Here is a 24,584-nt window from a genome sequence, read left to right on the forward strand (position 1 = left end):
CGATTAGAGGCCGGACACGAGCCTCCGGGGGCCGATCAGGGCGGCGACGCCGACGAGCAGGTAGCCCAGGGTCGGCCCGAACGCGCCGACGCTCAGGTCGCTGAGGTCCGAGGCCTTCTGCAGGTCCATGACGGCGAACACATGCACCCCGGACAGTCCGATGAGGACGAGCCCGGCCACCCGGCGGAACATGCTGACCGCCGTCTTGAGCACGAACACCACCAACACCACCCCGGCGACGGCCACGAGCGCCACGACGATCTCCATCGTGCCGAACTCGTGCTCACCGAAGGAGCCGGTCAGCGGGCCGAGGCCGTAGCGCAGCAGCAGGTAGCCCATGCCGAGCAGCATCAGCCCCGCCCAGACGACCTTCATCGCGACCGATTCCAGCACCGCGGCGAAGGACAGCAGCACACCCAGGATCATCAGCGGGTAGGTGAACAGGAGGACGTACCAGTCACCGAAGCTGTTCGCGCCGCCGTTGGACAGGGTCTCCCACAGGTCGAACAGCGAACGCGGGTCGTTGCCCTGGCTGGCCCAGGGGAGGACGGTGAGGCACAGCAGCTGGACCGCGCTGCCCAGCAGCGTCAGGATGAGCCCGATGCCGGGAATCCGGAACCCCGAGGACGAAGACTCCGCCCGGGCCGCGGGCGCCTGCACCCGCTGCTGCGACGCAGGCGCCCGATACTCGGGGCGACGCTGCGGTTCCGCTTCCTGCCAGTACTGCCCCTGCTGGTAATCCTGCTGGTACTGGCCCTGGTGGGGCGGGTACTGGCCTTGCTGCGGCGGCTGACCAGGCTGCCAGTTCGGCTGCGGGGCGCCCTGTGGACGGTGCGGCGGCTGCGTCATGCCCGGAACCGTACAGTCCCGGCCGTCGTTTGTGGCCGGACACTTTCGCCCGCGACGGGCGTGTCCCACGAAGCCGCCCTGGGATGCGCCCGGCCACCCGGCCACCAGGGGGCGCAAGGGAAGAACCCCAACCACCCCAAGAACGCAACGGGCCAGCACCAACGGCCTGTTTGGGTGGTTCGCCTTGATTCGGGGGAGAAGGACCTAAACTTTCGCGGCGCGGGGCAGTTTCTTCACCCTGCCCGCTTTACCCGCGCAGGTCCTTCTCCGGGGTCCCCGAATCAAGGCGAACCACCCAAACAGGCACCAGCAGCCAGAGCCCGCCGAGTTCAAGCACCGGCGTTGTGGCGGCTAGCAGAAGCTAGCCCGCAGACGGTAGACCAGCTGCTGACAGCGCCTGCCACAGCGAAGGCTGCGCCTGCCGCCGAACATCCAGCCCACCGACGTAACGGCAACTGAAAGCCTCAGCTCGCAGCTCCGAAGATTTCCCGCCGTTGTCGGTGAACCGCAACACGAACGTCGGACCCAGGTCGGCGGTGCACTGTCCATCGGAAGGCGCTTCGGGCAACTCGCAGACCGCTCGGGCCACCTGCCTGATCGCCGAAGCGTCCGCGGTCGTCTTGGTCGGCGGTGGCTCCTGCGTGGACCCCACTGGATCTTCGCGAGTGACGGTCAGCCCACCAGGCTGGTAGTCCGACGAGCACAGCGGGGACTTCTCCGCGGAAGTCCCCTGCCCGCACCCCACGACAAACACAGCAACAGCCAGCGTGCCGATCAACTTGAGCACCATGGAAACAGAGTGGCACGCGGGGCGGCCTGGCACCGCCGAAACCAGCCAGGCCGCCCCACCCGTCCTACTCCACCGCGAGAGCGAACTCCGGTGCCATCACCGGCTCCTCACGCCGCCCCAAGACCCCCGACAGGGCGACCAGCAGCCCCAGCACGGAGATCCCGGTGACCACCAGCAACGCGGGCGTCAGCCCGGTGAGCAGTGCGGCACGGGAGGCCTCGCTGCCACCGTTCGCGGTGAGGACCGCCGTGATCACCGCCAGCCCGATGGCGCCGCCGACCTGCACCGACGTGTTGAGCAGGCCGCCCGCGAGCCCCTGCTCGCTGTCCGCGACACCCGCGGTCGCCTGGATGTTCAGCGAGGAGAACGCCAGGGTGAAGCCGATGCCGAGCAGGACCATGCTCGGCAGCACCGCGCCGAAGTAGCCGGAGTGCTCGTCGACGCCGAGGAACAGTGCGTACCCGACGACGTGCGCGGCGACGCCGGCGAGGATGGTGCGCGGCGTCCCGAAACGGTTGATCAGGGGTTCGACCCGGGGCGAGCCGAACGCGACGATCGCGGCCGCCGGAAGGAACCCGAGCGCGGTCTGCAGCGGAGACCAGCCCAGGACCGACTGCAGGTAGAGCATCACCACGAACTGGAAGCCGATGTACCCGCCGAAGAACAGCGCCCCGCCCAGGTTGGCGCGGGCGAGCGGTCCCGACTTGAGAATGCCGAGCCGCAGCAGCGGGTGCGTGCTGCGCTTCTCGATGATCACGAAGGTGGTGAGCAGCGCCAGGGCCAGGGCGAACGAGATCAGCGTGCGCGGTTCGGCCCAGCCGACCTCGGGTGCCTCGACCACGGCGAACACCAGCAGCAGCGAGCCCGCGGCCCCGGTGATGGCGCCGGGCAGGTCGTAGCCCGCGCCGGTGCGTTCCGGCCGGTAATCGGGGATCAGCTTGATGGCGGCGACCAGTGCGGCGATCGCGATCGGGACCGGCAGCAGGAACGTCCACCGCCAGCCGACCTCGGTCAGCAGGCCGGAGAAGACGAGACCGGCGGAGTACCCGCTGGCGCCGAACACCGCGAAGATGCCGATCGCCTTGTTGCGTGCCGGGCCCTCACGGAATGTCGTGGTGATGATGGAGAGTGCGGCGGGCGCGGTGAACGCGGCCGCGACGCCCTTGATGAACCGGCTCGCGATCAGCAGCGCGCCGTTGTCGACGAGGCCGCCGAGCAGCGAGGCGACCGCGAAGACGGCGACCGCGATGAGGAACACCCGGCGCCTGCCGAGCAGGTCGGCGGTGCGGCCACCGAGCAGGAGCAGACCGCCGTAGCCGAGGACGTAGCCGCTGACGATCCACTGCAGCGCGCTGGTCGAAAGGCCGAGCTCGGCCCGGATGGACGGGAGGGCGACGCCGACCATGGAGACGTCGAGCGCGTCGAGGCCGATGACGGTGGACACGGTCAGGAGGACGCCCCAGAGGCGTGCGTCCCACCGTGTGGAGGTGGTGGACAGCTGGGTGGAAGAACTCATGATCTGCACGCTACATGCATACGCATCTAATGCCAACGAATTAAATGTGTTTGCATCAAATTCGTCTGCATGATACTTTGGCGCGGTGAGCGAACTCGCCGATGAGGGTCTGGTGCGGCAGTGGCGTGGCCTTCTCGCCCGCCACGCGGCGGTGTTCGGCGCGCTCGAATGCGAGCTGCAAACCAAGCATGGCCTCGGTGTCAGCGAGTTCGAGGCCCTGGAGCGACTGGCCACCGGCGATGAGAAGTGCCGCGGCGCCGATCTCACCGAGGCGGTCCACCTGAGCCAGAGTGCCACGTCCCGCCTTGTCGCTCGGATGGAGCGCGAGGGCCTGGTCGAGCGCGCGATGTGCGAGTTGGACCGCCGCGGCATCTTCGTGTCGCTGACCGAAGCGGGTCTTCAGCGCTACGAGCAGGCCAAGCCGACGCACCGGGCGATCCTCAGGGAAACGCTGGCTTCGGACGACTGATTCCGCCGCGGGCTGGGTAACCGGTCCCCGGCAGGAAACGTCTGGAGGAGGTCGTCATGCCGCAGCGGGCGTGGAGCGCGAAGCGGGAGCGCCAGTACGAGCACATCAAGGAAGGCCTGCTCGACCGCGGGGAGACCGAGGACACGGCGGAGGAGATCGCCGCGCGCACGGTCAACAAGGAGCGGGCACGGGCGGGCGAGGCTGAGGAAGCGAGCCGTACGTCTACTTCGGACATTTCGTCGGGTCGGAGGGGTGGGTTGCGGTCGCACAAGGGGCCTGGTGGGCGGACCCGGGATCAGCTTTACAACGAGGCTCGGGAGAAGGGGATCGAGGGGCGGTCGAAGATGACCAAGGCTCAGTTGGAGAAGGCTGTGGGGCGTTGATTCTCTTTGGCTCCCAAGGGAATCGGGCTCCCTCGGGGTGGATCTCCCTCGGCCTCAAGTGTTTAACTCTCGATCATCGGTGTCAAGGGCGGCGCGAGCGCCGTCGCTTCGCGATCAGCGGAGCTGACCCTTGACACCGATGATCGAGAGTTAACGATGGCCAGGACGAGGGGCAGGGGGAAGAGCAGGGATTAAAAGCATCGTTGGGTGGCCAGGTGCTTGTTGGGCTCTCCGCCGGCTAGTGCGGTTGTGAGGTCCAGGCCTGGTTGTGGAGGCGTTCGAAGCCGTCCAGGAGCACGTCCAAGGCGAACTCGAACTCGAACTGGTCGTCGCAACCTTTGCCGACCGACGAATCCTGGTCGTGGGCGGTGGTGGTGGCCAGTTCGGCGATGTGTGGGTACTTCTCGGCGAACTGGGCGAACATGGCCTCGCGGGTGGCCGGGTCCTCGGGGGGTGGGGGAGTCGGGAACACCTCCTGGGTGAATCCCCACATCCGGCTGCCGAGCGCGTGCATCACGTGGTGGGTCAGGTCGATGGAGAAGCCGCCCGCCCGGAACATCCCGATCAGCGAGTCCATGTACGCGAGCACGACCGGGGTGGCGTGGGCGCGCGACTCGATCACCTGGGACGCCCAGCGGTGGCGCAGCAGTGCTTCCCGGGCGGAGAGCACACGCTGGCGGATCGCGGATTTCCAGTCGGTGTCGGCCACCGGAGCGGCTATCTCCCCGACGATGACCTCGACCATGCCGTCAAGCAGTTCTTCCTTGTTGGCCACGTGCTTGTAGAGCGCCATGGGCACGACACCCAGCTCTTGCGCGAGGTTGCGCATACTCAACGACTCGATGCCGACGTCGTCGGCGAGTGCCACGGCGGCGCGCAGGACGCGGTCGCGGTTCAGCGGGACGCGACGTGGATCGCTTGACATGTGTACACCGTATACCCGCAGTTCAGACGCGGCGGGCTGTGCGCCAGGCGCGCGAGTAGTGCCCGTCGTCGTCGAGTAGTGACGTGCCGCCGAGGTCGCCCATGGTGGGGCCGTTGGCGCGTTCCCGGCTGGAGACGAACCGGTGGTGCCCGTCGGTGTCGATGCCCAGGTAGATCCCGGAGTGGTCGACCTGGGTGTCGCCGTCCTCGGACTCGAAGAACACCAGGTCCCCAGGCTGGAGCCGGGCGTATTCGGTGGTCGTCGTATGGGTGTTGGGCACGAGGACGACCCCGGGGCCGGACTCGGCCATCGCGTAGGCGCGTCGGGGCAGTCCCGGCCCGGGATCGTTGCCGCCGCGCAGCGGGTAGCCCCCGCGATAGCCGAAGACGAGGCGGACGAAGCCGGAGCAGTCGGCGGCGCCGTGGCGGGTGCGGTCGGGTTTGCGCTTGGTGCCGTCGGGGAAGGTCCACGCGACGCCGAGGTAGTCGAGGAAGTCCGACCGCTCCAGCCGTCCGGCGCCGGACGCCGCGACGGGCCCGAACGCGGCGTCGCCACGGAACCGGACGCCCTTGCCGTCGTGCTCGATCGGTGCGCCGTCGAGGTACTGGGTCGCGATCGCGAGCAGGTCGGGCTCGCGCTCGTCGCGGGCCTTGGCGAGCCAGGGGCCGAACCAGGGCGCGTCCTCCTCGCCCGCCCGCCACTCGGTGGGCAGCAGCCGGACCCAGGTGCTGGTCACCACGGCCGCGGTGGTCGTCTTCGGCTCGCTGAAGGTGCGGCGCGGCCCGGTGATCGCCACGGTCCGGGCGCCGTCGGTCAGGGTGGCCAGGACCGCGCCCGCCGCGGTCCGCACGACCGTGCGGTCCGGCCCGCTCAGCCGCTCGTAGCGCAGGGCCCCGGCCGGGTCGGGGCCGCGCGAGTCGGTGACCAGGGTGGTCGACGCCTGCCCGTCGGCCGCGCCGCCGACCTCCCGGGCGAAGTGGAACACGCCCCACACGGCCAGGCCGATGGTGACGGTGAAGACGGTGGCTCGGGTGATCCTCGCCGCGGTCTGGGTCATGGTGTCCCTCAGATGGTCGGCACGATGCCGGCGAGCACGCCGGTCGCGAGGATGCCGTAGGCGGCGAAGCTGACCGTGCTGGTCGCCAGGAGCGTCGCGCCGGGCGGCTGGCGGACGAGTTGATAGGCGATCAGACCCGGCACGACGAACCCGAGCGTCTGGTGGGCGAACAGCAGCGGATAGTCGTGTTGGATGACCAGGACCATCGTCGTCTGCAGCAGCACCCCGGTCAGGACCACCGCCGCGAACAGTCGCTTGCCGTAGAGGATCACCAGCCGCTGCAGCACTTTCGTCGCACCGAAGGTCAGGCCGGTCATCACCACGACGATGCCCGCGCGCCGGTAGTCCTCGACCAGGGTCAGCGCGAGCCAGCCCGGGGTGATCATGCCGCCGGGGGAGAGGTTGGTCGTCAGGTAGCAGACCAGCGAGAGCACCAGGCCGATCGCCAGGCCGATCGTGGCGATCTCGGGCGACAGTTCGCCGCCGATTCCGTGGCCGGTCAAGGGGTTCTCCGTTCCGAGGACACCTCAGTACCGGCGAGTGCTGGGGTGTCGAGGGGGTCAAGGGTGTCGAGGGCGGCGAGCAGCAGTTCGCCTTGGCCGTGGATGTTGCCGATGGCGACCAGCGAGGCGGCCGTGTCGACGCCCGCCACGATCGCCTCCACCAGTTCGGCGGGCGGCCTGCCGCCGCCGAGGTCGGCGACGATTCCCTGCCACCGCTGGGGAATCGCCTGTCGAGCGCTGCGCGTCGGCTCACCGATCAGCACGACCCGCTCCGGGTCGAGGTCGGCGATCAAGGCGCCCATCTGCGCGTTGCGCTCGATCCGGTCCGGCCTGCAGTTGATCACCACGTGCAGCGGGCGTTCGATGGCGCCGCGGTCGAGCAGCTGCGCGATGTTCATCAGGGTCGACTCGGGGTCGTTGGCGGCGAACACGTTCGCCACCCGCAGGGACTTCTCGCCGTGCCGGTAGCGTTTGACGACCAGCACGCCGGGGTCCGGCGGCGCCGCCCACATGCCTTGCAGGGCAAGGGTTCGGCTGACCCCGAGCAGGTCGGCCACGGCCAGCGCGATCGCCACGTTCTCCTTGAAGGTGATCCAGCTGAACCCGGCCATCTCCGCGTCGGACACCGACTCCGGTGCCACGGCGATCAGCTCGCAGTCGCGCCGTTCGGCCTCGCGTCGCAGGATGGGCAGCCGCTCGCGCTCGGCGGTGACGCAGATGCCGCCGACCGGCATGGACCGGCTCAGCGACCGGGCGACGTCGTCGAGGGTGGGGCCCATCTCGGCGAGGTGGTCCTCGCGAACGTTGCACAGCACGCCGATGGTCGAGCGGACCAGCTTGCGCTGGTTGATCTCCTGCAGTTCCGGCATGACCGCCATGCACTCGATGACCAACGCGTCGGGTCGGTAGGCCGCGGCCTTGCGCACGATGCCGATCTGCTCGACCACGTTGGCGATGCCGAACTTGCGGTACACCGGTTCCTCGCTGCCGTCCGGGTGGATGAACCGCGCCGCGGTGCCGGTCGTCTTCGCCACGGTCACCAGGCCGCCGCCGCGCAGCGCGCCCGCACACAGCCGGGTGATCGAGCTCTTGCCGCGGATGCCGTTGACCAGCACCCGGTGCTCCATCCGCCGCAGGTTCGCGTAATGCCTGCGCTGCTCGACCATCCCGCTCACCAGCAGGCCCACGCACGACAGGAGCAGCACGCAGTAGAGGAAGGTCATCGGCGCAGCGCCTCCGGCCGCCGCACCGGCGTGGGCGCGTCGATGCGGGTGATCAACACGGTGGCCTCCATGGCCGTCCCACGCGGCCGCCGGACCTCGCCGAGCCGGTCGATCCCGTCGACGACACCCTGACGGCAGATCTCCAGGCAGGACACCAGAGTCCCGATCTGGTCGTGCCGCTGCGGGTAGAGGACCGTGTCGAGATCGCCCGCGACCAGCCGGTCGGCCCGCTGGGCGAGTGCGCGCAGCGGCCGGACCAGGACGAAGTGGTGCCAGCCGAACAGCAGCATGGCGAGCAGCACGCCGATCAGGCTGACGACGAAAGCGTTGCGCCGCAGCGTGTTGTCGGCGAGCGCCAGTTCGCCGACCGGCTTCTCCGCCACGACCGACCAGCCGGACCCGGTGGCCTCCCCGCCGCGCAGAGCGGTCGCCACGACCACCGCCGAACCGTCGAGGACATGCGCGGTTCCGCCGCCCCGAACCGCTTCCACACCCTGGCGCAACCGGTCGGTGGAGACTTTCTCGAAGGCGACATAGCCGTCGGTCGCGGCGAGCGTGCGCAGGTCCGCGTCGAGCAGCCGCACCTTGCCGGGGGCCCGGCGCAGCAGCTCGGCGAGCCGGTCGACGTCGAACTCGCCGATCACCGCGGCGCCGCCGCTCAGCGGGACGTGCGCGTAGAGCACCGCGACGCGGCTGCCGCCGTCCTGGCGCACCCCGGCCTTCGGTGGCGGCGGGCCCGCCGCACGCAGCGGCTCGCGGCCCGCGACGTGCTGGGTGCGGCCGTCCTTGTCGACGAGATAGACGCTGCGGTAGCGCGATTGGGTCGCGTGCAGCCGATCGAGCACCGGCCGCAGCGCGGCGGTGTCCACGCCCTGGGTGAGGGTGGCCACCGCCTTGAGGTCGGCGAGGCCGCCGCCGAGGCTGTGCCGCAGTGTCTCGCCGGTACTGGCGGTCTGGTCGCGCAGTCCGGTGACGACCGACTCCGCGACGGTGACCTCGTGGCGGGTCGCGAGCAGGGCCATACCCGCCGACCAGCCCAGGACTCCCACGGTCGCGATGATCACGGCCGCGCGGGCCGACAGCCCGCGGCGCGGACGGTCGCGCTGGGCGGGCTCCCCGCTCATCGTGGTCCGGCAGTGCTCGAACGCCAAGGCGATCCGCTGTGACTCGCGCGTGCGCGGAACCCGCACCGGCTTGGCGAGGTCGCCGTCGGCCACCTGAAGCGCGTCGGCGCGCAGCCGCAGGATCGGGGTCACCAGGCTGCGTCGGATCAGCAGGAAACCGAGCAGGGCCACCACCGCGAGGGTGATCGCGGGCAGCACACCGACCGCGCCCGCCGCCGCCGCGCCGGTCGAGACCTGGGCGACGGCGACCACGGCCAGCCCGACCGGGCCCAGACCGGGTGCGGCCACGGGCGCGTAGCTGACCGCCGCACCGGACTCGCCGTGCAGAGTGCCGTGTCCGCCCTCGGTGGCCGCCGCGGCCGCTTGGGCGACCAGCGGCATCACCTGTTCGGGAACCGGTCCGCGGGATTCGACCACCTGACCGGTCTTGGTCACCACGACCAGGCCCTGGCGCAGGTCGACGCGCGGCAGCCGGGCGCGGCTGGTGGCCACGAGCAGCCGGTCACCGGGCAGCGCGATCGCGGTCACCGCGCGCAGGTTCCCGTCGGCGTCGGAGATCGGTGCGACCGCCGCGTCGGAGACCGACGGGGGCAGCACCTCGATCGGCACTGGCTCGCCCATCGCCGCGATCAGTGTCCGGCTCTTCCCGTCGAGCACCACCGCGCCCCGCCACTTGCGCACCTTGGCCAACCGGGCGAGCAAATCGTCGGGACCCACGGCCGGGACCGTGACCGCCACCCGCAGGTCGTCGGCGTTGTGGCCGATGGCCGCGCCCAGTGTCTGGCCGACGCCCTCGACGAGGTGCCGCTGCGACTCGGTGACCGCCTTCGGCACGGTGCCGCCGTCCGGCGTGCCGAGCAGCAGCACCGACAGGCATGCGAGCACCGCCAGCGACAGCGCGGTTGTCGTCGCGGCCACCCCCACACCGGATGGGAAGCCGCTTTCGGGCATTTGCGACGCGAGGACGCGGCCGCCGGATTTCCCCCGAGTACTCCTGGTCACCATTTCTCCCAGACATCGTCATCCGGTCACACCGAGTGGTGTCGCAACCCGAATGTGCGGACTGTATTACAGCGACATTCCCGTTCGGGTGAAGAGGGGACGAACTGTTCGGTGGGCTAGTTTTGGGAATGTGAGTTCATCGATTCGGCTATCTCGGGTACTCGCGGTCGCCGTCGCGGCCGTGGTCGCCGCGGTTTTCGTGCTGTTCATCACGTCGCCGGACCCTGAGCCGACCGGGCCCGACCCCGACCTGGCCGAGGTCGTGCGCGAACACACCGACGGCCTGCGGCCGGACGCGCGCTATCGCCCACCCGACGACGCCGAACGCCACGCGTTCGTCCGCGGGCTGCGTGCGTTGGGCGTGGGCCAGGACGCCGAGGCTCTTCGCGCGCTGGGCTTCTCGGTCGACGTGGGCACCGACCGGGCGACCGGCCGCCGGTTCGCCTTGGCCGTCAACGCCGCCGGGGAGCGGGCCTGGGGGCTCTACCTGATCGACCTCAGCGAGCCTTCCCGGCTGTTGGTCGAGGTGCCACATCCCAACTATGACCTGCGGACCGAGGTGGTGGGCCTGGCGCTGTGGCGGGCCGTGCCCGGCTCCCTGCTGGCCGTCTCCGGCACGCACCGCAAGGCGGCCAACGGCGCGGGCGATGTCGCCCACCGCGCCGACTCGATGTTCCACGCGCTGGCCACCGACTTCGCCGAGCGCGGTGTCGCCCAAGTGCAGCTGCACGGCTTCGACGACGCGAGCCTGCCCGGGGAAGAGGTCGTCCTGTCGGTGGGTACGGACAGCCCAGGGCCCGCCGCACAGCGGGCCGCGGATCGCATGTCCGACGCGGGCCTGGCGGTCTGCCTGCCCTGGCGGACGACCTGCGGCAGGCTGGAGGGCACCCGCAACAAGCAGGGAATCGCCGCCGCGGGCGCGGACTCGCTGTTCCTGCACGTGGAAATGAATCGGTCGGTGCGCGACTCCAGGACTGAGTGGACGGCCGTGGTCGACGCGCTGGCGGGCGCGGATTTGACCCGAGGGTGAAATCCGCCGGGGAAAGAACAGCCGATCGGCTGGACAATTGCCGACGATCGGCGGGTCGAATACCGACGATCGTAGGGTGGCCGGGTGGTTTCACAATTACCAATACCCCGACAAATGTCGGGGGTCAGCGGATTCCCGCGACAACTCGAATAGTTACGCGCGGTGAGCGTGGTGCTAGTCCACGAGACCCGCGCGCTGGGCGAGCAGGGCCGCCTGGACCCGGTTCCCGACGCCCAGTTTGGCGAGGATGGCGCTGACCTCGTCCTTGACCGTGCCCACGCTCAGGTGCAGCCTGCCGCCGATGTCGCCGTTCGACATCCCCTCGGCGAGCAGGGTCAGCACGGCCCGCTCGCGTTCGCTGAGCAGCCGCAGGGGTTCGGCCGCGGCCTTGCGGGCGCCGCCGTCGAGGTAGCCGTTCACCACCGTGCGGGTCACCGCGGGGGACAGGACCACCCCGCCTTCGGCGAGCGTGCGGATCAGGTCGGGAAGCCGGTGCGGGTTGGTGTCCTTGAGGAGGAACCCGGCCGCCCCGGCCCGCAGCGCCGCCGCGACGTACTCGTCGGAGTCGAAGGTGGTCAGGATCGCCACGATCGGCGGGTTCGGTCGGCGCCGCAGCTCGCGCAGGATCGTCAGGCCGTCAACGTCGGGCATCCGCAGGTCGAGCAGGACCACGTCGGGGGCGTGCTCGGTGATCAGGTCCAGTGCCTGGCCGCCGGACGCGGTTGCCACCACGTCGATGTCGTCGACCGCGCGCAGGATCAGCGCGAACCCGGACCGGATCAGCGCCTCGTCGTCCACGACGACAACCCGGATCATCCGCGCTCCGCCCCGCTGGTCGGCTCCGCGGCCGTTGGGCGCGGTATTGGCTTCCCGCGGCCCAACTGGAGCCGGACTTCGAAGCCGCCCGCCGCGGTCGGGCCCGCGGTCACGGTCCCGCCGAGCAGTTCGGCCCGCTCCCGCAGGCCGACCAGGCCATGGCGGTCGCTGGGCAGTGCGAGGGCATGCCGGGTCGGTGCGGTGTTGGTGATGGTCGCGCCCAGGTGGGTGTCGTCGTGCCAGATCTCCACCGTGGCGGTCGCGCCGGGTGCGTGTTTGCGGGCGTTGGTGAGCGCTTCCTGCACGGTCCGGTAGACCGCGCGCTGCAGGGACGGGGCGAGGTCGGCGGGCAGGGAACCGTCGAGCCGGGTGACGATGCCGCTGTTGGCCACCAGCGGGCGCAGGTCGGCCAGGGTCGGCTGCGGCGCGAGTTCGGTGAGCGACGTGCCCGACGCGCGGAGCACCGCGACCATGTGCCGCAACTCGTCGAGCGTGCTGACGCTGAGCAGGCGGATCGTCGTCGCCGCCTCGCTCACGACCGGGTCGGGCACGCTCATCTGCAGCGCGCCCGCCTGCACGGCGATCAGGCTGACCTGGTGGGAGACGACGTCGTGCATCTCCCGCGCCAACTGCGCCCGCTCCCGGGCGAGCACGGTCTGTGCCACCAGTTCACGCTCGTGCTCGCGCGCCTCGCCGATCTCGACGAGCCGCGCGGACAGGTCCCGCCGGGTCTGCACGAGCTGGCCCAGGAACGCGATCGCACCCGCCCAGCTCACGGCGTAGCCGAGACCCGGCAGCGTCGTGCTGTCGAACACCTCGCCCGCGACCCACGGCCACGGCAGCACCAGGCACACCGCCACCACGGCCGTGCAGCAGGCGAGCACCGGCCGGTTGCGGCTGCGCACGGCGACGGCGTAGAGGGTGATGGCGGTGGTCGCCTGCGCGCCCGCCATCAGCGTGGCGGGCACCGCGATGAGGAACGCGACGAACGGCCACCGCCGCCGAAGCGGCACCCCGAGCACCGCGATGATCGCCACGACCAGCACCGCGGTATCGGTGGGCTCCTCGTCGGCGAACTGGAACATGAACCACACGTCGAGCGCGCAGACACCCAGGAGGACACCGTCGACGACGGCGCGCGGCAGCCGACTCGGCAAGGACGTCCACTTGCGGCCGGTCGGCGGTGTGTCCCCAGGCCCACCGTGCACGCTGCCCCGTCCCGATGATCTGTCGTCTGCGGACACTCGATCTTAAACCTACCGAGTACGCCGTTCGGGCGTAGTTTGGCGGCTGTGACACGTCTTGACCAGCCGCGCCTGCCCGTCGACGTGACCAGCTTCGTGGGCCGCGGGGCGGAGCTGGCGGACATCCGTCGGCTGCTGGGCGCTTCGCGGCTGGTCACGCTGACCGGGCCCGGTGGCGTGGGCAAGACCCGGTTGGCGCTGCGGGTGGCCGAGCAGGTGGGGCGGACGTTCGGCGGGCGGGTCTGGCTGGTGGAGCTGGCGGAGCTGCGGGACCCGGCGCTGCTCGCGCACACCGTCGCCGCCCAGCTCGACCTGGCCGACCACGCCCAGGGGGACATCGCGGACGCGCTGCTGGAGCACCTGGCCGACGCCCATGTCCTGCTGGTGCTGGACAACTGCGAGCACCTGGTCGACGCGGTGGCCAAACTGGTCGACCGGATCACGCGGGCCGCGCCGCGGGTGCACGTCCTGGCGACCAGCCGGGAATCCCTGGGCGTTGTCGGTGAGGCTGGGTTCGTCGTGCCGCCGCTGCCGGTGCCGGACCCGGAGGCGGTGACCTCCGCCGCCGAGGTTCTGCGCTACGACGGGACCAGTCTGCTGATCGACCGGGCGCGGGCGGTCCGGTCCGACTTCCACGTCGACGACCACAACTACGCTGCTGTCGCCGCGCTGTGCCGATGGCTCGACGGCATCCCGCTGGCGATCGAACTCGCGGCGGTTCGGCTGCGGTCGCTGTCGGCCGAGGAGATCGTCGATCGGCTGGGTGACCGGTTCCGGCTGCTGACCCTGGGCCGCCGCTTCGGCCCGGCCCGCCACCAGACGCTGCAGGCGACCGTCGAGTGGAGCCACGCCCTGTGCACCCCGGCCGAGCAGACGATGTGGGCGAAGGCGGCCTTGTTCCCCGGCGGGTTGGAACTCGACGCGGTGGAAGCGGTGGTGGTCGGCGACGACCTTCCCGGTTCCGCGGTGATCGATGTGCTGGATTCGTTGGTGGACAAGTCGATCCTGAGCACGGAGGGCGGCGAGCACACCCGGTACGTCATGTTGGAGAGCCTGCGGGACTTCGGTCTGCGGCAGTTGGACGCCGAGGAGTCGGCGACCCTGCGGCGTCGGCACCGGGACTTCTACGCCGACCTGGTGGCGACCCTGCGGCTGGCGTACCTCGACGGCTCGGGCGACGTCGCGATGGCGCGGATCCTGCGCGAACGCGGCAATCTGCGCGCGGCACTGGAGTTCTGCGCGACCGAGCCCGGCGAGGCCCGGGCGGGCATGCGCATGGCCGCGGGCCTGCTCGCCTACTGGTCGGCGAAAGCGGCCGCCGAGGGTGCCCGGTGGCTCGACCGGCTGCTCGCCGCCGACCCCACCCCGAGCCGGGAGCGGGCCCAGGCGCTGTGCGACCGCGCGTGGCTGCCGGTCCTGCGGCCGGGGCAGTCCGCGAGCGGGTTCCTCGACGAGGCCGAACAGGTCGTCGAGGAACTCAAGCTCCACTCCGGACTCGAGTCGATCCTCATCCAGCGTTCCCGGGCCGCGGCGTGCCTCTACGAAGGCAGGCCCGCGGCGGCGGCGGAGATCCTGGCCCGGGTGCTGACCTGGTTCGAGACCTGGGAGCCCAGCTCGGAATGGGACCGGGCGTACCGGCCCTACGCGCTGCTGAGCTGCCGAATCGTCCTCGCCCTGGCCCACAGTGCCACCGGGGAGCCGCGCCAAGCCGAGGCGTTGCTGCGCGAGGCCCTCCCGGTGGCGGCCGAACACGGGCACACCTCGCAGCGGGCCGTCGGGCTGTGGAACCTGGGGATGTTGCGGCTGGAGGCTGGTGAGACGGCCGAAGCGGCCGAGCTGGCCAGGGAGTGCCTGCGGCTCGCCCGGGACATCGACGACCAGACATGCGTCGCCGACGGACTGCGGCTGCTGTGTTCGATCGCCGCGGCCGAAGGCGACGCCACCCATGCCGCCCTGCTCTGGGGCGCCACCGCCGAGGCCGACCAAGCCAACGCCGCCATGATCATCAGCGGCTGGGAGTCCGACGTCTACGCCCGCCACCGCGCCTTGGCCCACGACGCGATCGGCGAGGAGTCCTTCGACGCCGCGTACCGGCTCGGCGCAGGCCTCACCACCGCCGAAGCCATCGCGGTCGCCCTCGACGAGAGACCGGCGCGCGCCCAGCGGCTGGCGAAGCTGGAACGGACCCTCACCCGACGGCAGAACCAGGTCGCCGACCTCATCGCCGAGGGCAAGAGCAACCGCGAGATCGCCGACGCGCTGACCATCTCCGTCCGCACGGCCGAATCGCACGTCGACCACATCCTGTCCGCCCTCGGCTTCAGCACCCGCGCCCAGATCGCGACCTGGGTCGCGAGCGGCCGCGGCGAGCCCCCGCCGCCCTGAGCACCCTCGTGCCGGTCACCGCTTGCGGGCGACGTAGAGGCAGTCCATCGGGTCGTCGGGCACGTCGTCGACCGAGACGAGGTCGAAGCCCGCGTCGTCGAGCATGCGGCCGGCCAGCTGCCTGCCCCACGCGGTGCCGAGCCCGGCTCCGCCGACGGCCAGGGACACGGTCATGCAGTGCAGCACGCTGACCGAGTAGATCAGTGGGGCGATTGGGTTTCCGACGTTGTCCTCGAGGTTGCTCGACGCGTTGATGTCGAACATGACGAACACGCCGTCAGGTGCCAACGCCGTGTGGATGGCGCGCAGGACACCCGCCGGGTCGGCTTGGTCGTGGATGGCGTCGAAGGCGAACACGGCGTCGAACGGCGGGTCCGACGGCAGCGCGGCGACGTCCTGGACTTCGAAGCGGACGTTGGTCAGGCCCAGCCTGGCCGCCTCCGCCCGGGCCGCGTCGATCGCGTCGGCGCCGAGGTCGTAGCCGACGAACTCCGAGGCGGGGTAGGCGGCCGCGAGCAGGTTCGCCGCGTGTCCGGTGCCGCAGCCGATATCGGCGACCCGGATGCCCGCCGCCAGCCGCCGCGGCAGGTCGCCGGTCAGCGGCAGCACGCCGTCGATCAGCTGCCCGTCGAAGAACCCGCGGCTCATGGCGTCCATGACCGAGGTGAACCGCGGTCGGAACCGGTCGTAGGAGACGCCGCCGCCTTCGCGGAACGCGGTGATCAGCTCGTCGAGGTGGGTGCCGAGCAACGCGCTGATGAGGCTCATCGGCGCGAGGTTGGCCGAACCGTCGCCCGACAGGCAGAGCGCGTGTTCGGCGGGCAGGGTGTAGGCGCCGGTGCCCGGGTCGTACTCGAACACGCCCCCGGTGGTCAGCGCGCCGAGCCACTCGCGCACGTACCGCTCCCGCAGACCCGCGCGGGCGGCGAGTTCGGCGCTGGTCGCGGGGCCGTTCGCGGCGGCGTCGAACAGGCCGGTCCGGTGGCCGATGTCGATCATGAAGGTGAGCAGCGACTGGGTGTAGGTGTCGAACAGGCGGCCGGCGAACTCCTCGACCCTGCTCTCGTCGATGGTGGGTGTGCTCATGGCGGTGGCCTCCTCGGTCGGTGTGGAGTCGACGCTAGGCGGGCCAAGGCGCGGGCTGCTTCCACCGAACTATGCAACCGACGCCGGTCGGCTGGTTCGAACTACGCATCGGTGCGGGCGACCAGCCCATGGTCGAACGCGTAGCCCGCGGCGGCGGTTCGGGAGGACAGGTTCAGCTTGAGATAGATGTTGGCCAGGTGCCGGGCCACGGTCTTGTCGCTGAGCACCAGCTCGGCGGCGACTTCGCGGTTGGACTTGCCCGCCGCGACGAGGGCGAGCACATCCAGCTCGCGGGTGGTCAGCCCGTCCGGGTTCGGCGACGCGACCGAGGCTCCGAGCCGGGTCAGCACCGTCTTGGCCGCGGCCCGTTCACGCTCACTCGCGTCGCGGTCGCCGAGAGCGTCATACGCCTGGGCGAGCAGCAGCCGGACCCGGGCGCAGTCGTAGGCCGCGCCCAGTTCGCGCCACTGTGCGCAGGCGCGGCGCAGCACCGGCAGCGCCTCCTCCGGGTTGCCCTCGGCGAGCCGCACCGCGCCCTGCGCGTGCCACGCCATCGCCCGCAGACCAGAGCTGTCGTAGTCGCGGGCGGCCTCGTCGAGTTCGTCGGCCGCCTTGCGCGCGACGTCGATGGCGGCGGCGGCCACGGCGATCTCCACCGCCGCCGCACACAGCCGGACCCGCCGCAGGAGTCCGCGGTCCTCGGCGATGAGCGCGGACTGGATGGAGCGGAGCGCGACGTCCGGGCGGCCCTGGGCGAGCCGGAGCAGCGCCATCCCCGGCTGCGGATCACGCCCGAAGTCGTGCGCGGCAAGGTAAGCCTGTTCGGCACCGGTGAGATCGCCGCGCAGCCGTCGCGCCTCGGCCACCACGTAGTGCGCCTCGGCGGCGCCGGCCACGGACAGCTCGCGCAGGTCGGCGCCCGCGCGCGCGGCGTCGGTCTCCGATCCCGCCCAGTCGCCCCGCACCTGGCGGAGCTGGGCCTGGTGCACCTGGCAGATCCCGCTGAACACCGCCTCGTCGGGCAGGGTCGAGCACCAGGCGCTCAGCGCTTCGGTCCACACGCGCATGCGGGCCAGGTCGACGAGTTCATGGCAGGCGCCGACCAGGTTGCAGTAGAGGTAGCCGATCCACTCCGGCTTGAGTCCGCGGGCGAGCGCGGCCGCCATCGAGTCCTCGACGAGTGCGAACCCCGCGGCCACCTGGCCCTGCCGGACCATGGCACGCCCCTCGGCCATCGTCGTCATCGCCGGCAGGTTGGGGTCGCCGTGGACCCGGGCCCGCTCGCGCAGGCGCGTGGCGGCGTCGATGACCGCGGCGGACTCCCAGCGGGCCTGGGCGGGTTCGACCTGCTCCAGGTAGTCGAGATAGACGCGCTCCACGCTGTCCGGGTGGTCGCGCAGCAGCCGATGGGCCTGGCTGAGCCACGTGGAGCCGAGCGTCTCCTCCCCGCGCAGGAAGTGCATTCCCGCCAGGTCGATCGCGGCCATCGCCGCCTGTCTCATGGCACCGACCCGCTCCAGCCCGACCGCGGCCGCCTCCGCCGCGACCCGCGCCTCCCGCACGTGGCCCAGCCACCACTCGACATCGCTGAGCGTGTGCAGATCGGCGGGGCCGAGTTCGCCTGCCGCCAGGAACAAGGCCCTGGCCGCGGACCACTCACCACGCCGGTGCGCGGCGCGCGCGTCGACGAGCGGGTCGGTCATGGTCACCGTCCAGCGGCTAGGTCATCCGAACGGAGTATCGCCCCGAAGCCTGGTCGCGCGACACCGCTAGGCGCGGTCGGCGAAGTGGCGCAGAACCATCTCGGTCAGCGCGGTGACGTCGGCGTCGACCATCGGCGTGCCGGTCATGCCCAGCCGGTGGAGCAGGGTTCCGACGACGATGTCGATGAACAGCAGGACCCGGCTCTCCGGCTCGCCGAGGGCACCCTGAAGCGCGATCCGGTACGGGTCCTGAAACCGGGTGGACAGGATCTCGCGGAGCGCCGGATCGCTGACGGCGTCGACGAAAACGCCCGCGAACGCCGCGCCGATCCCGGGCTCGCCGATCTTCGCCGCGATCCAGCGGATGGCCGAGGACAGGTTGTCCTCCCGGCTGGCGGCGGTCAGCGGCACCGACCCCAACGCGTCCAGCAGGCAGTCGGTGATCAGCGCGCCCTTCGACGGCCAGCGACGGTAGATCGTCGTCTTCGCGACGCCCGCCGCCGCCGCGACGCGATCCATCGTCGCGCCCGTGTAACCCAGCTCGTCGACCGTTTTCAGCGCCGCGGCGAAGACCACGGCGTCGATGCCCGCGCGTGGGCGACCGGGCGGCTTGGCGGAGGTGGTCTCTCGGGTCATGGCACCACGATAACGAATTACGCTACGATCGGTATCGCTACGAGCGGTAGCGAAATTGTCTCGGTCGAGGGAGAAGCCATGAACGACGTCACCGTGATCGAACGGCCGCCGCTGGGTATCCGGCTGCTGCAAGCCCTGGGCGGCGAGCGGGACTGGTTGGCGATGACGGCCGAGGACTTGGCCACCTTCCGCGAAGCGGAGAACCGCAAGCGGGCGTCCCGTCTCGCCCGCGTGATCACCGGGTTCCCGGACCGCCGGGCCACGGTCCAGTGGCAGGAGGTGACGTTGCCCGACCGCCTGCTCCCGGTCCGGGTGTACCGGCCGTCCGCCAACGGCGACGCCGACCTACCGCTCGTGCTTCACGTGCACGGCGGCGGGTTCGTCGGCACGGCGGCGCAGAGCGACTGGGTGAACAGCCATCTCGCCGCACGCCTGCCCGCGGTCGTCGTCTCGGTCGAGCACTGGCTCCTCGCCCCGGGGACCGCGCTGTCCGCGGCCGTCGACGACGGCTGGGACGTCCTGCGGCACGTGGTGCGCCACGCCGCGCAATGGGGAGTCGACCCGGCGCGCACGGCGATCGTGGGCGAGAGCACGGGCGGGTTGATCGCCGCGCTGGCCGCGATCCGGGCCAAGGAGTCCGGCCTGCTCCTGCGGGCGCAGGTGTTGGTCAACCCCGCCGTCGACCTGACCGAGACGATGTTCGACCACCCCTCGTTCATCCGGCACGCGAACACCCCGACCCTGAACGTGGAGCAGTTGCGGCTGCTGCACCGGTTGGCCGTTCCGCCGGGAACAGACCCACGCCCGCTGTCGCCGCTGCACGCGGACGACCTGGGCGGGCTGGCCCCGGCACTGGTGGTGGTGCCGACCCTCGACCCGCTGGCCGACCACGGCCGCCGGTTCGCCGCACGGCTTCGCGAGTCCGGGACGCAGGCGCGGCTCGCCGAACATCCCGGAGCGACGCACGCGTTCCTCAGCATGCCGGGCGTGGTCCCGCAGGCCAAGGCCGCGCGGGCGGAGATCACCGAGTTCCTCCGGGACCGCCTCGCCTGCTGACAGGTGGGGTCATTGGTAGAAGCTCGTGGTCGCGTAGGTGACGTGGAAGGCGCTGTCCGCCGGTGCGCCCGCCGCCGTGTAGCACCCGATCAGGAGTACGGCGTCGTTCGGTTTGCTGTAGTCGTTGCGGAGCACGAGGGTGCAGTAGCCGCCGCCGACCGCCGTCACCTGGGTGTAGCTGGGCAGCAGACCGACCGGGAACCGCACGGTGTAGCGGCCGAGCCCGGTGCGGGTGACGGTGGCCTGACCGGGTTTCGACACCCAGGCGTGGTCGACCGTTCCCGTGGGCCCGATCCGAGCGTGGGCGCCATGGGGGCGTCGCGGTTCGCCGATCAGGCTGCCCGCGTGGGTGTGGCTGAGGGTGAACACGGTGTCGGCGGGCGTCGCGTCGGTGGTGAAGCAGGCGATCGACGCCGACCGCGTGGTCCGGTCGGTGATGGCGCAGTGCCTGCGGGTGGCGCCGACCGGTGTCACCTGGACCGCGTCGGCCTGGCCGGTGGCCACGGTGTAGCGGCCGACGCCGGTGCGGGTGACCGTCCCGCTGTTGTGCCGGTTCCCCGGCAGATAGGCGGATGCGGCCGGATTGTCGGCGTGGACGTACCCGCGCTCGGTGTCGGCGTGCCCGGCCAGGAAGAGCCCGGTGAAGGGCACGTCGGCGGGACCGCCCGCGCGGTCGAAGCAGACGACCTCGATGGCTTGGTCGACACCCTGCTTCCACCAGCGGAGCGGTTGGCATGAGGCGCCGACGGCCTGGAAGTCGTTGGCGGTCACGTGCGCGATGCCGCCCGGCGCCCCGATTCCGGGCAGGACGACCACATGCCTGCCGGTGCCGAGGCGGGTCACGGTCGCGCGCCTGGGTTCCGCCGGGGTGCGCAGGGCCCATTCGCCCGACGTCCAGTTGCTCTCCTCGTTGCCGGGGTGTTGGGCCGACGGCGCGAGTTCGCGCGTTCCCGGGTCGGCGGCCCACCTGACCTGCCAGTGTCCCCACGTGGCCGGTTGGGTAACGGGAGCAGGTGTGGGTTGGGGGCGGGGTTCGCCCGGCCGCGGGTCGTTCGGGCGTTCGCCCGGTGGCACAACCTCGGGCGCGACGCTGGGTGGCTGCGACACACCGCCGGACTCCGGGGGATTCGTCGTGGTGGCACCGCTGCCGGGCGGCGGGTTCGACGGCGAGGTCGGCGGTGTGGTCGGCGTCGACGTCGGTGCCGCGGGTGCTGACGTCGAGGTCGGCTCGCTCGGCGGCGGCACAGCCTCGGGGGAACCGGCTGGGCTGAGCAGGACCAGTGCGACGACCGTGCCCGCCACGGCCAGACTTCCGCCGATCCCGAGGAGCGCCTTCGCTGAACCCGCGCCCGCCGCCGCACCGCCTGCGGCCGTTTCGGCGGTCGCCGCGCCTGCCTGTGCCGGGTTGAGCAGGCTGAGCAGGGGCCCGAGGGCGCCGATCCCGGCCGCGGTGCTCACGGTCGCGGTGCCGAGGAACCTGCCCGCGTGCGCGGCGGCGATCGCGGCGACCCCTAGAGTGGCGAGCACCCGGTCGACGTCGACCTGCGAGGTGGAGCTGCCGGAACAGGAGCCGCACTTCGCCACGTGCTCGACCAGCGCGGGCCACTGATCCGGCGACGGCGTTTCAGGGACGAGCTTGGCCAGGTTCGCGCAGTGGGTGAAGTCGCCCTTGTGCACCATGGCGATCACCGCGCCGATCTTGGCGAGCTTGGCTCGCAGGCGGGCGATCCTGGTGCCCGCGTACATCGGCGTCGTCCCCAGCAGTTCCGCGGTCTCCGACCGGGTGAGCGTTCCGCTCTGCTCCCGCACCCACAGCGCGAACAGCGTCCGCTCGTCCTCGCTGAGACAGGCCGTGAACTGCAGCGACAGCCACCGCATGTGCGCCTCGGACTCCAGGTCCAGTGTCGGCGCGTCCGGCGCCGCGACCTCGGGCACCTGCTCGGTGTAGTGCTGGCTCACCTTGCCGCTGCGCGGCCGCACCTGGTCGACCGCGCGGCGCTGCGCGATGCGGCACAGGTAGGGCTTGAGCGCCCCGTTGTCGCGGAACCCCTCGAACCGCGACTTCACCACGCCGAGGAACACCTCCGCCGCGGCGTCGTCCGCGGCGTCCTTGTCGAAGTGGAGCTGGGCCCACGCCGTGGCGTGCACCGGGCTCCAGTAGCGCCGGAAGATCTCGCCGAACGCCGAGTTGTCGCCGGACCTGGCGCGCCGCACCAGTTCGCTGTCGGTCGCGGCGGTGGAGTCATTCTGGGAGGTCGACACCCCGAACACACCTCGTTCCCCGTCGTGCCTGTTGATCAGAAGGTCGCGGGGACGCGCGCCGGCGTTTCGGTCGCGCGCCCCCGCCCGAATCACTGTGGTGTCAGCCGATCCGCCACTGCTGGTTCCAGCCGGTGTGGCAGTCCCACTGCAGCAGCCGGGCACCCACCGGGGCGTCGTGGACCCAGATGTCGAGGCACTTGCCGGTCAACTTGTTGCGGTAGCGGTTGATCGGGTGACCCCACTTGTCGGTGAGCACCCGTTCCTGCAGCCACACCTGGTTGGTGTCGGCGAGGTCGCAGGGCAACTGCACGACGAGGGCGCCGTTCTGCGGGCTTCGTCCTTGCACGCCAAGGCATTTGCCGGAGTGCAGGAAGCTGAACCGGCGCGCCTGCGCGCCGAAGCCGCTCGCGTAGGGGGCGTACACCTCCTGGTTCGCGCCGCCGTGGAAGGGCCACATCCATGCCTGCGCACCGGAGGCGGTGTTCCCGTCCCGGATGTCGGCGACGTGCCCGCGGGTCGGGTTGCTCAGGAAGTTGCCCTGCCGCCATTCCTGGTTGCGCCCGCCGTGGCAGTCCCAGATCCGCAGCACCGCGCCCTGCGGGGCGACCCCACCGGGAACCTCCAGGCAGCGCTGGCTTCCCTTGTTGCGCAACCGAAACGTCGAATAGCCGAACTGGTCGACGGCAAACGTCTCGGGCTTCCACAGCTGCGGGTCGCCGCCGTGGCATGGCCACTGCCACACCTCGGTGCCGTTGTTCCAGTTGCCCCACCGGACGTCCAGACACATCCGGCTGTGCGTCGCCGCGATCGTGTAATACGGCGTGTTGGGCACACTCTTGACCTCCCAGTGCTGGTTGAGGTCACCGTGGAACGGCCACGTCCAGATCGACGCCCGCTCCGCCCGGCTCTGCCCGGCCACGTCGACGACCATGCCGCTCGCGGGGTTGCTCAGGTAGGCCCACGTGGTGCTGTCGGTGAACGGCGGCACGGCGGCCGAACTCGGTGCGGCGCCGGTCAACACCGAGCCCACCACGGCCGCCGAAACCAGCCCGATCTTCAAGATGAGTCGCCTCATGCTGTGTTCCTCCCGGATCCCGCCGCGCCGGGTTCGGCGCCGCGTGACTCCGATTCGGGTGGCGACTGCGCCGGATATCACCGGAAGCCAGGAATCCTGGCGATTCACTCGATCGGCGTACCTACAGAGTTCGTACGAACGTCACGATCGCCTGGACGGCCCCGGTGAACCACCCCCACGCCACCCGCACGGCCGCCGCCGCGTCCGCGGGCGACTCGAAGCACCAGACCAGCAGGCCCACCAACACGATCAGCCCGATCCAGCGACGCCCCGACGGCCCGTCCTTCTCCATGATCACAATCGGCTTGCCCATCGCTGCCTCCACCCACGCCGAGTCCCGCGGCGATCGCCACGGCCACTTCAGTTCGCGTGGGCGCACCGGTCGATATCACCCCGACCGACGGCGTCACCCGACCAGTCCAGCGTGGGCCTGATCAACCCGTCAGCGTCACCCCGAGTGCCGTGCGTTCGTAGAGGACCACCCGTCCGACCCGGCGGCTGGTGACCAAGCCCGCATCACGCAGCGCCGCCAGGTGATCGGACACGGTCGCCGGGCTGACCCCGTGGGTGCGCGCGAGAGCTCCGGTCGAGGCCGGAGCGTCGAGTGTGACCAGGATTCGCGCCCGAGTGCGCCCGATGAGCCTGCCCAACGCGTGCGCGGACCGCTGGGGCCGGGCTTGCCACACCTCCGCGACCCCGCGGGCCGGGTAGATCAGCGTGGGTTGCCACGGCGGCTCGACCACGACGGTCACCACCGGCCAGATGAACACGCTGGGCATGAGCAGCAGGCCTTGACCGGTCAGCTCACGGCGCAGCGGATACGCGGTGGCGACGCGCACCGCGTTGTCGGTCCACCGGACCTGCGGGTTCAGGTCCGCGAGCACCTTGCTCAGACCGCCGTCGGCCAGGTGCCGGGCACGCACCGCGATGTCCGCTTCGAGCCGGTCCCGAACCAGCGGCCAGTGCGGCTTGATCAGCCGTTCCCAGCAGGTGCGCACGATCGCCGTGATCTCCGCCAGGGTTTTGCCGGGATCGGCGGACAGTCTCGCCGCGAGTTCCGGCGACACCGGCCGCGGTCCGCGCAGGCACCGGTCGAGCTCGATGGCGACCTGGTCGGTGTCCGTGGCCGCCAGCTGAGCGAGTTCCGTGTGGAACTCGACCAGCGGTCCTTGTGGTGGCGGGGTGAGGAAATCCGGGGTGTACCCCTTGCGGGGGAGCAGCGCGAGCAGCGGGGCGAGGTAGTCGGCGTCGACGAGGCCGTCGACCTTGCGCAGCCACGGCAGGTGGTAGGGCTGGCGACGCACGTCGGTCAGGGTGCGGACCGCCGCGAGCGTCTCCCACAGCGGAGACAACGCGAAGCGACAGCGCAGGAGGTCGTCGGTGCCCACCACCAGTTCCATCGCCATGGCACCTCCCGCTGGACGTCGATTCGACTATCCCCGAATCCATT

At 71.1% G+C, this 24,584-nt stretch carries 21 protein-coding genes; 5 read left to right on the top strand and 16 right to left on the bottom strand.

Going from position 1 to position 24,584, the window contains the following annotated elements; genetic code table 11:
- Positions 1 to 3: 3 nt before the first annotated feature.
- Both C8E96_RS16855 and C8E96_RS16860 read right to left on the bottom strand, forming a co-directional pair.
- Positions 4 to 849, bottom strand: a complete 846-nt coding sequence (locus tag C8E96_RS16855; RefSeq protein WP_133794527.1) for a hypothetical protein — start codon at positions 847 to 849, stop codon at positions 4 to 6.
- 854 nt (positions 850 to 1,703) lie between these two features.
- Entirely contained in the window at positions 1,704 to 3,155 is a 1,452-nt protein-coding gene (locus tag C8E96_RS16860) for an MFS transporter (protein WP_091383543.1), read from the bottom strand.
- Positions 3,156 to 3,240: 85 nt separating this feature from the next.
- Between C8E96_RS16860 and C8E96_RS16865 the strand changes: the two genes are divergently transcribed.
- Together C8E96_RS16865 and C8E96_RS16870 are read left to right on the top strand one after the other, a co-directional pair.
- Positions 3,241 to 3,624, top strand: coding sequence for a MarR family winged helix-turn-helix transcriptional regulator (locus C8E96_RS16865; protein WP_091383517.1), 384 nt, complete (start codon positions 3,241 to 3,243; stop codon positions 3,622 to 3,624).
- A gap of 56 nt (positions 3,625 to 3,680) precedes the next feature.
- The gene (locus tag C8E96_RS16870) at positions 3,681 to 4,007 is read left to right on the top strand and encodes a plasmid stabilization protein (protein WP_091383518.1); all 327 of its coding nucleotides are present in this window, start codon (positions 3,681 to 3,683) and stop codon (positions 4,005 to 4,007) included.
- A gap of 238 nt (positions 4,008 to 4,245) precedes the next feature.
- On the opposite strand, the gene C8E96_RS16875 is transcribed toward C8E96_RS16870, so the two are convergent.
- From C8E96_RS16875 to C8E96_RS16895, 5 genes are read right to left on the bottom strand one after another with little or no spacing between them, the layout of a single operon-like run.
- The gene (locus tag C8E96_RS16875) at positions 4,246 to 4,932 is read right to left on the bottom strand and encodes a TetR/AcrR family transcriptional regulator C-terminal domain-containing protein (RefSeq protein WP_091383519.1); all 687 of its coding nucleotides are present in this window, start codon (positions 4,930 to 4,932) and stop codon (positions 4,246 to 4,248) included.
- 22 nt (positions 4,933 to 4,954) lie between these two features.
- Positions 4,955 to 5,989, bottom strand: a complete 1,035-nt coding sequence (locus C8E96_RS16880; RefSeq protein ID WP_091383520.1) for an NlpC/P60 family protein — start codon at positions 5,987 to 5,989, stop codon at positions 4,955 to 4,957.
- 8 nt (positions 5,990 to 5,997) lie between these two features.
- Positions 5,998 to 6,492, bottom strand: coding sequence for a poly-gamma-glutamate biosynthesis protein PgsC/CapC (locus C8E96_RS16885; RefSeq protein WP_228770300.1), 495 nt, complete (start codon positions 6,490 to 6,492; stop codon positions 5,998 to 6,000).
- Entirely contained in the window at positions 6,489 to 7,715 is a 1,227-nt protein-coding gene (gene pgsB, locus C8E96_RS16890; RefSeq protein ID WP_091383521.1) for a poly-gamma-glutamate synthase PgsB, read from the bottom strand. The genes C8E96_RS16885 and pgsB overlap by 4 nt, the downstream gene beginning before the upstream one ends.
- Positions 7,712 to 9,757 carry a HAMP domain-containing protein gene (locus tag C8E96_RS16895; RefSeq protein ID WP_133794529.1) on the bottom strand — a complete coding sequence of 682 codons (2,046 nt, stop codon included), beginning with the start codon at positions 9,755 to 9,757 and terminating at the stop codon, positions 7,712 to 7,714. Before C8E96_RS16895 ends, pgsB begins: the two co-directional genes overlap by 4 nt.
- Before the next feature lie 214 nt (positions 9,758 to 9,971).
- On the opposite strand from C8E96_RS16895, the gene C8E96_RS16900 reads away from it, so the two are divergent.
- Positions 9,972 to 10,871 (top strand): hypothetical protein, encoded by a 900-nt coding sequence (locus C8E96_RS16900; RefSeq protein WP_133794531.1) that lies wholly within the window; start codon positions 9,972 to 9,974, stop codon positions 10,869 to 10,871.
- A gap of 174 nt (positions 10,872 to 11,045) precedes the next feature.
- On the opposite strand, the gene C8E96_RS16905 is transcribed toward C8E96_RS16900, so the two are convergent.
- Complete coding sequence (locus tag C8E96_RS16905; RefSeq protein ID WP_091383524.1) at positions 11,046 to 11,687, bottom strand: response regulator transcription factor; 642 nt, start codon at positions 11,685 to 11,687, stop codon at positions 11,046 to 11,048.
- Positions 11,684 to 12,931, bottom strand: coding sequence for a sensor histidine kinase (locus C8E96_RS16910; protein WP_228770301.1), 1,248 nt, complete (start codon positions 12,929 to 12,931; stop codon positions 11,684 to 11,686). Before C8E96_RS16910 ends, C8E96_RS16905 begins: the two co-directional genes overlap by 4 nt.
- A 48-nt stretch (positions 12,932 to 12,979) precedes the next feature.
- On the opposite strand from C8E96_RS16910, the gene C8E96_RS16915 reads away from it, so the two are divergent.
- The gene (locus C8E96_RS16915) at positions 12,980 to 15,316 is read left to right on the top strand and encodes an ATP-binding protein (protein ID WP_133794533.1); all 2,337 of its coding nucleotides are present in this window, start codon (positions 12,980 to 12,982) and stop codon (positions 15,314 to 15,316) included.
- 15 nt (positions 15,317 to 15,331) lie between these two features.
- Here the strand turns inward: C8E96_RS16915 and C8E96_RS16920 are convergent, their stop codons facing one another.
- From C8E96_RS16920 to C8E96_RS16930, 3 genes are all read right to left on the bottom strand, one after another.
- A complete protein-coding gene (locus C8E96_RS16920) occupies positions 15,332 to 16,402 on the bottom strand; it encodes a class I SAM-dependent methyltransferase (protein WP_091383526.1) in 1,071 nt (356 codons plus the stop codon).
- 101 nt (positions 16,403 to 16,503) lie between these two features.
- Positions 16,504 to 18,105, bottom strand: coding sequence for a LuxR C-terminal-related transcriptional regulator (locus C8E96_RS16925; protein ID WP_133794535.1), 1,602 nt, complete (start codon positions 18,103 to 18,105; stop codon positions 16,504 to 16,506).
- A 66-nt stretch (positions 18,106 to 18,171) separates the two neighbouring features.
- Complete coding sequence (locus tag C8E96_RS16930; RefSeq protein ID WP_091383528.1) at positions 18,172 to 18,741, bottom strand: TetR/AcrR family transcriptional regulator; 570 nt, start codon at positions 18,739 to 18,741, stop codon at positions 18,172 to 18,174.
- A gap of 78 nt (positions 18,742 to 18,819) precedes the next feature.
- On the opposite strand from C8E96_RS16930, the gene C8E96_RS16935 reads away from it, so the two are divergent.
- A complete protein-coding gene (locus tag C8E96_RS16935; RefSeq protein ID WP_091383529.1) occupies positions 18,820 to 19,797 on the top strand; it encodes an alpha/beta hydrolase in 978 nt (325 codons plus the stop codon).
- Between the two features lie 9 nt (positions 19,798 to 19,806).
- On the opposite strand, the gene C8E96_RS16940 is transcribed toward C8E96_RS16935, so the two are convergent.
- The 4 genes from C8E96_RS16940 to C8E96_RS34095 all read right to left on the bottom strand — a co-directional run bounded on the left by C8E96_RS16940 (position 19,807) and on the right by C8E96_RS34095 (position 24,540).
- The gene (locus C8E96_RS16940) at positions 19,807 to 22,059 is read right to left on the bottom strand and encodes an RNA polymerase sigma factor (protein WP_166658029.1); all 2,253 of its coding nucleotides are present in this window, start codon (positions 22,057 to 22,059) and stop codon (positions 19,807 to 19,809) included.
- 100 nt (positions 22,060 to 22,159) lie between these two features.
- Positions 22,160 to 23,134, bottom strand: a complete 975-nt coding sequence (locus tag C8E96_RS16945; protein ID WP_091383531.1) for an RICIN domain-containing protein — start codon at positions 23,132 to 23,134, stop codon at positions 22,160 to 22,162.
- Positions 23,135 to 23,255: 121 nt separating this feature from the next.
- Positions 23,256 to 23,447, bottom strand: a complete 192-nt coding sequence (locus C8E96_RS16950) for a hypothetical protein (RefSeq protein WP_091383532.1) — start codon at positions 23,445 to 23,447, stop codon at positions 23,256 to 23,258.
- A 121-nt stretch (positions 23,448 to 23,568) separates the two neighbouring features.
- Positions 23,569 to 24,540 (bottom strand): ArsR/SmtB family transcription factor, encoded by a 972-nt coding sequence (locus C8E96_RS34095; protein ID WP_091383533.1) that lies wholly within the window; start codon positions 24,538 to 24,540, stop codon positions 23,569 to 23,571.
- Positions 24,541 to 24,584 lie beyond the last annotated feature (44 nt).

Origin of the sequence: Actinokineospora alba (assembly GCF_004362515.1) — a bacterium.
Taxonomy (GTDB): domain Bacteria; phylum Actinomycetota; class Actinomycetes; order Mycobacteriales; family Pseudonocardiaceae; genus Actinokineospora; species Actinokineospora alba.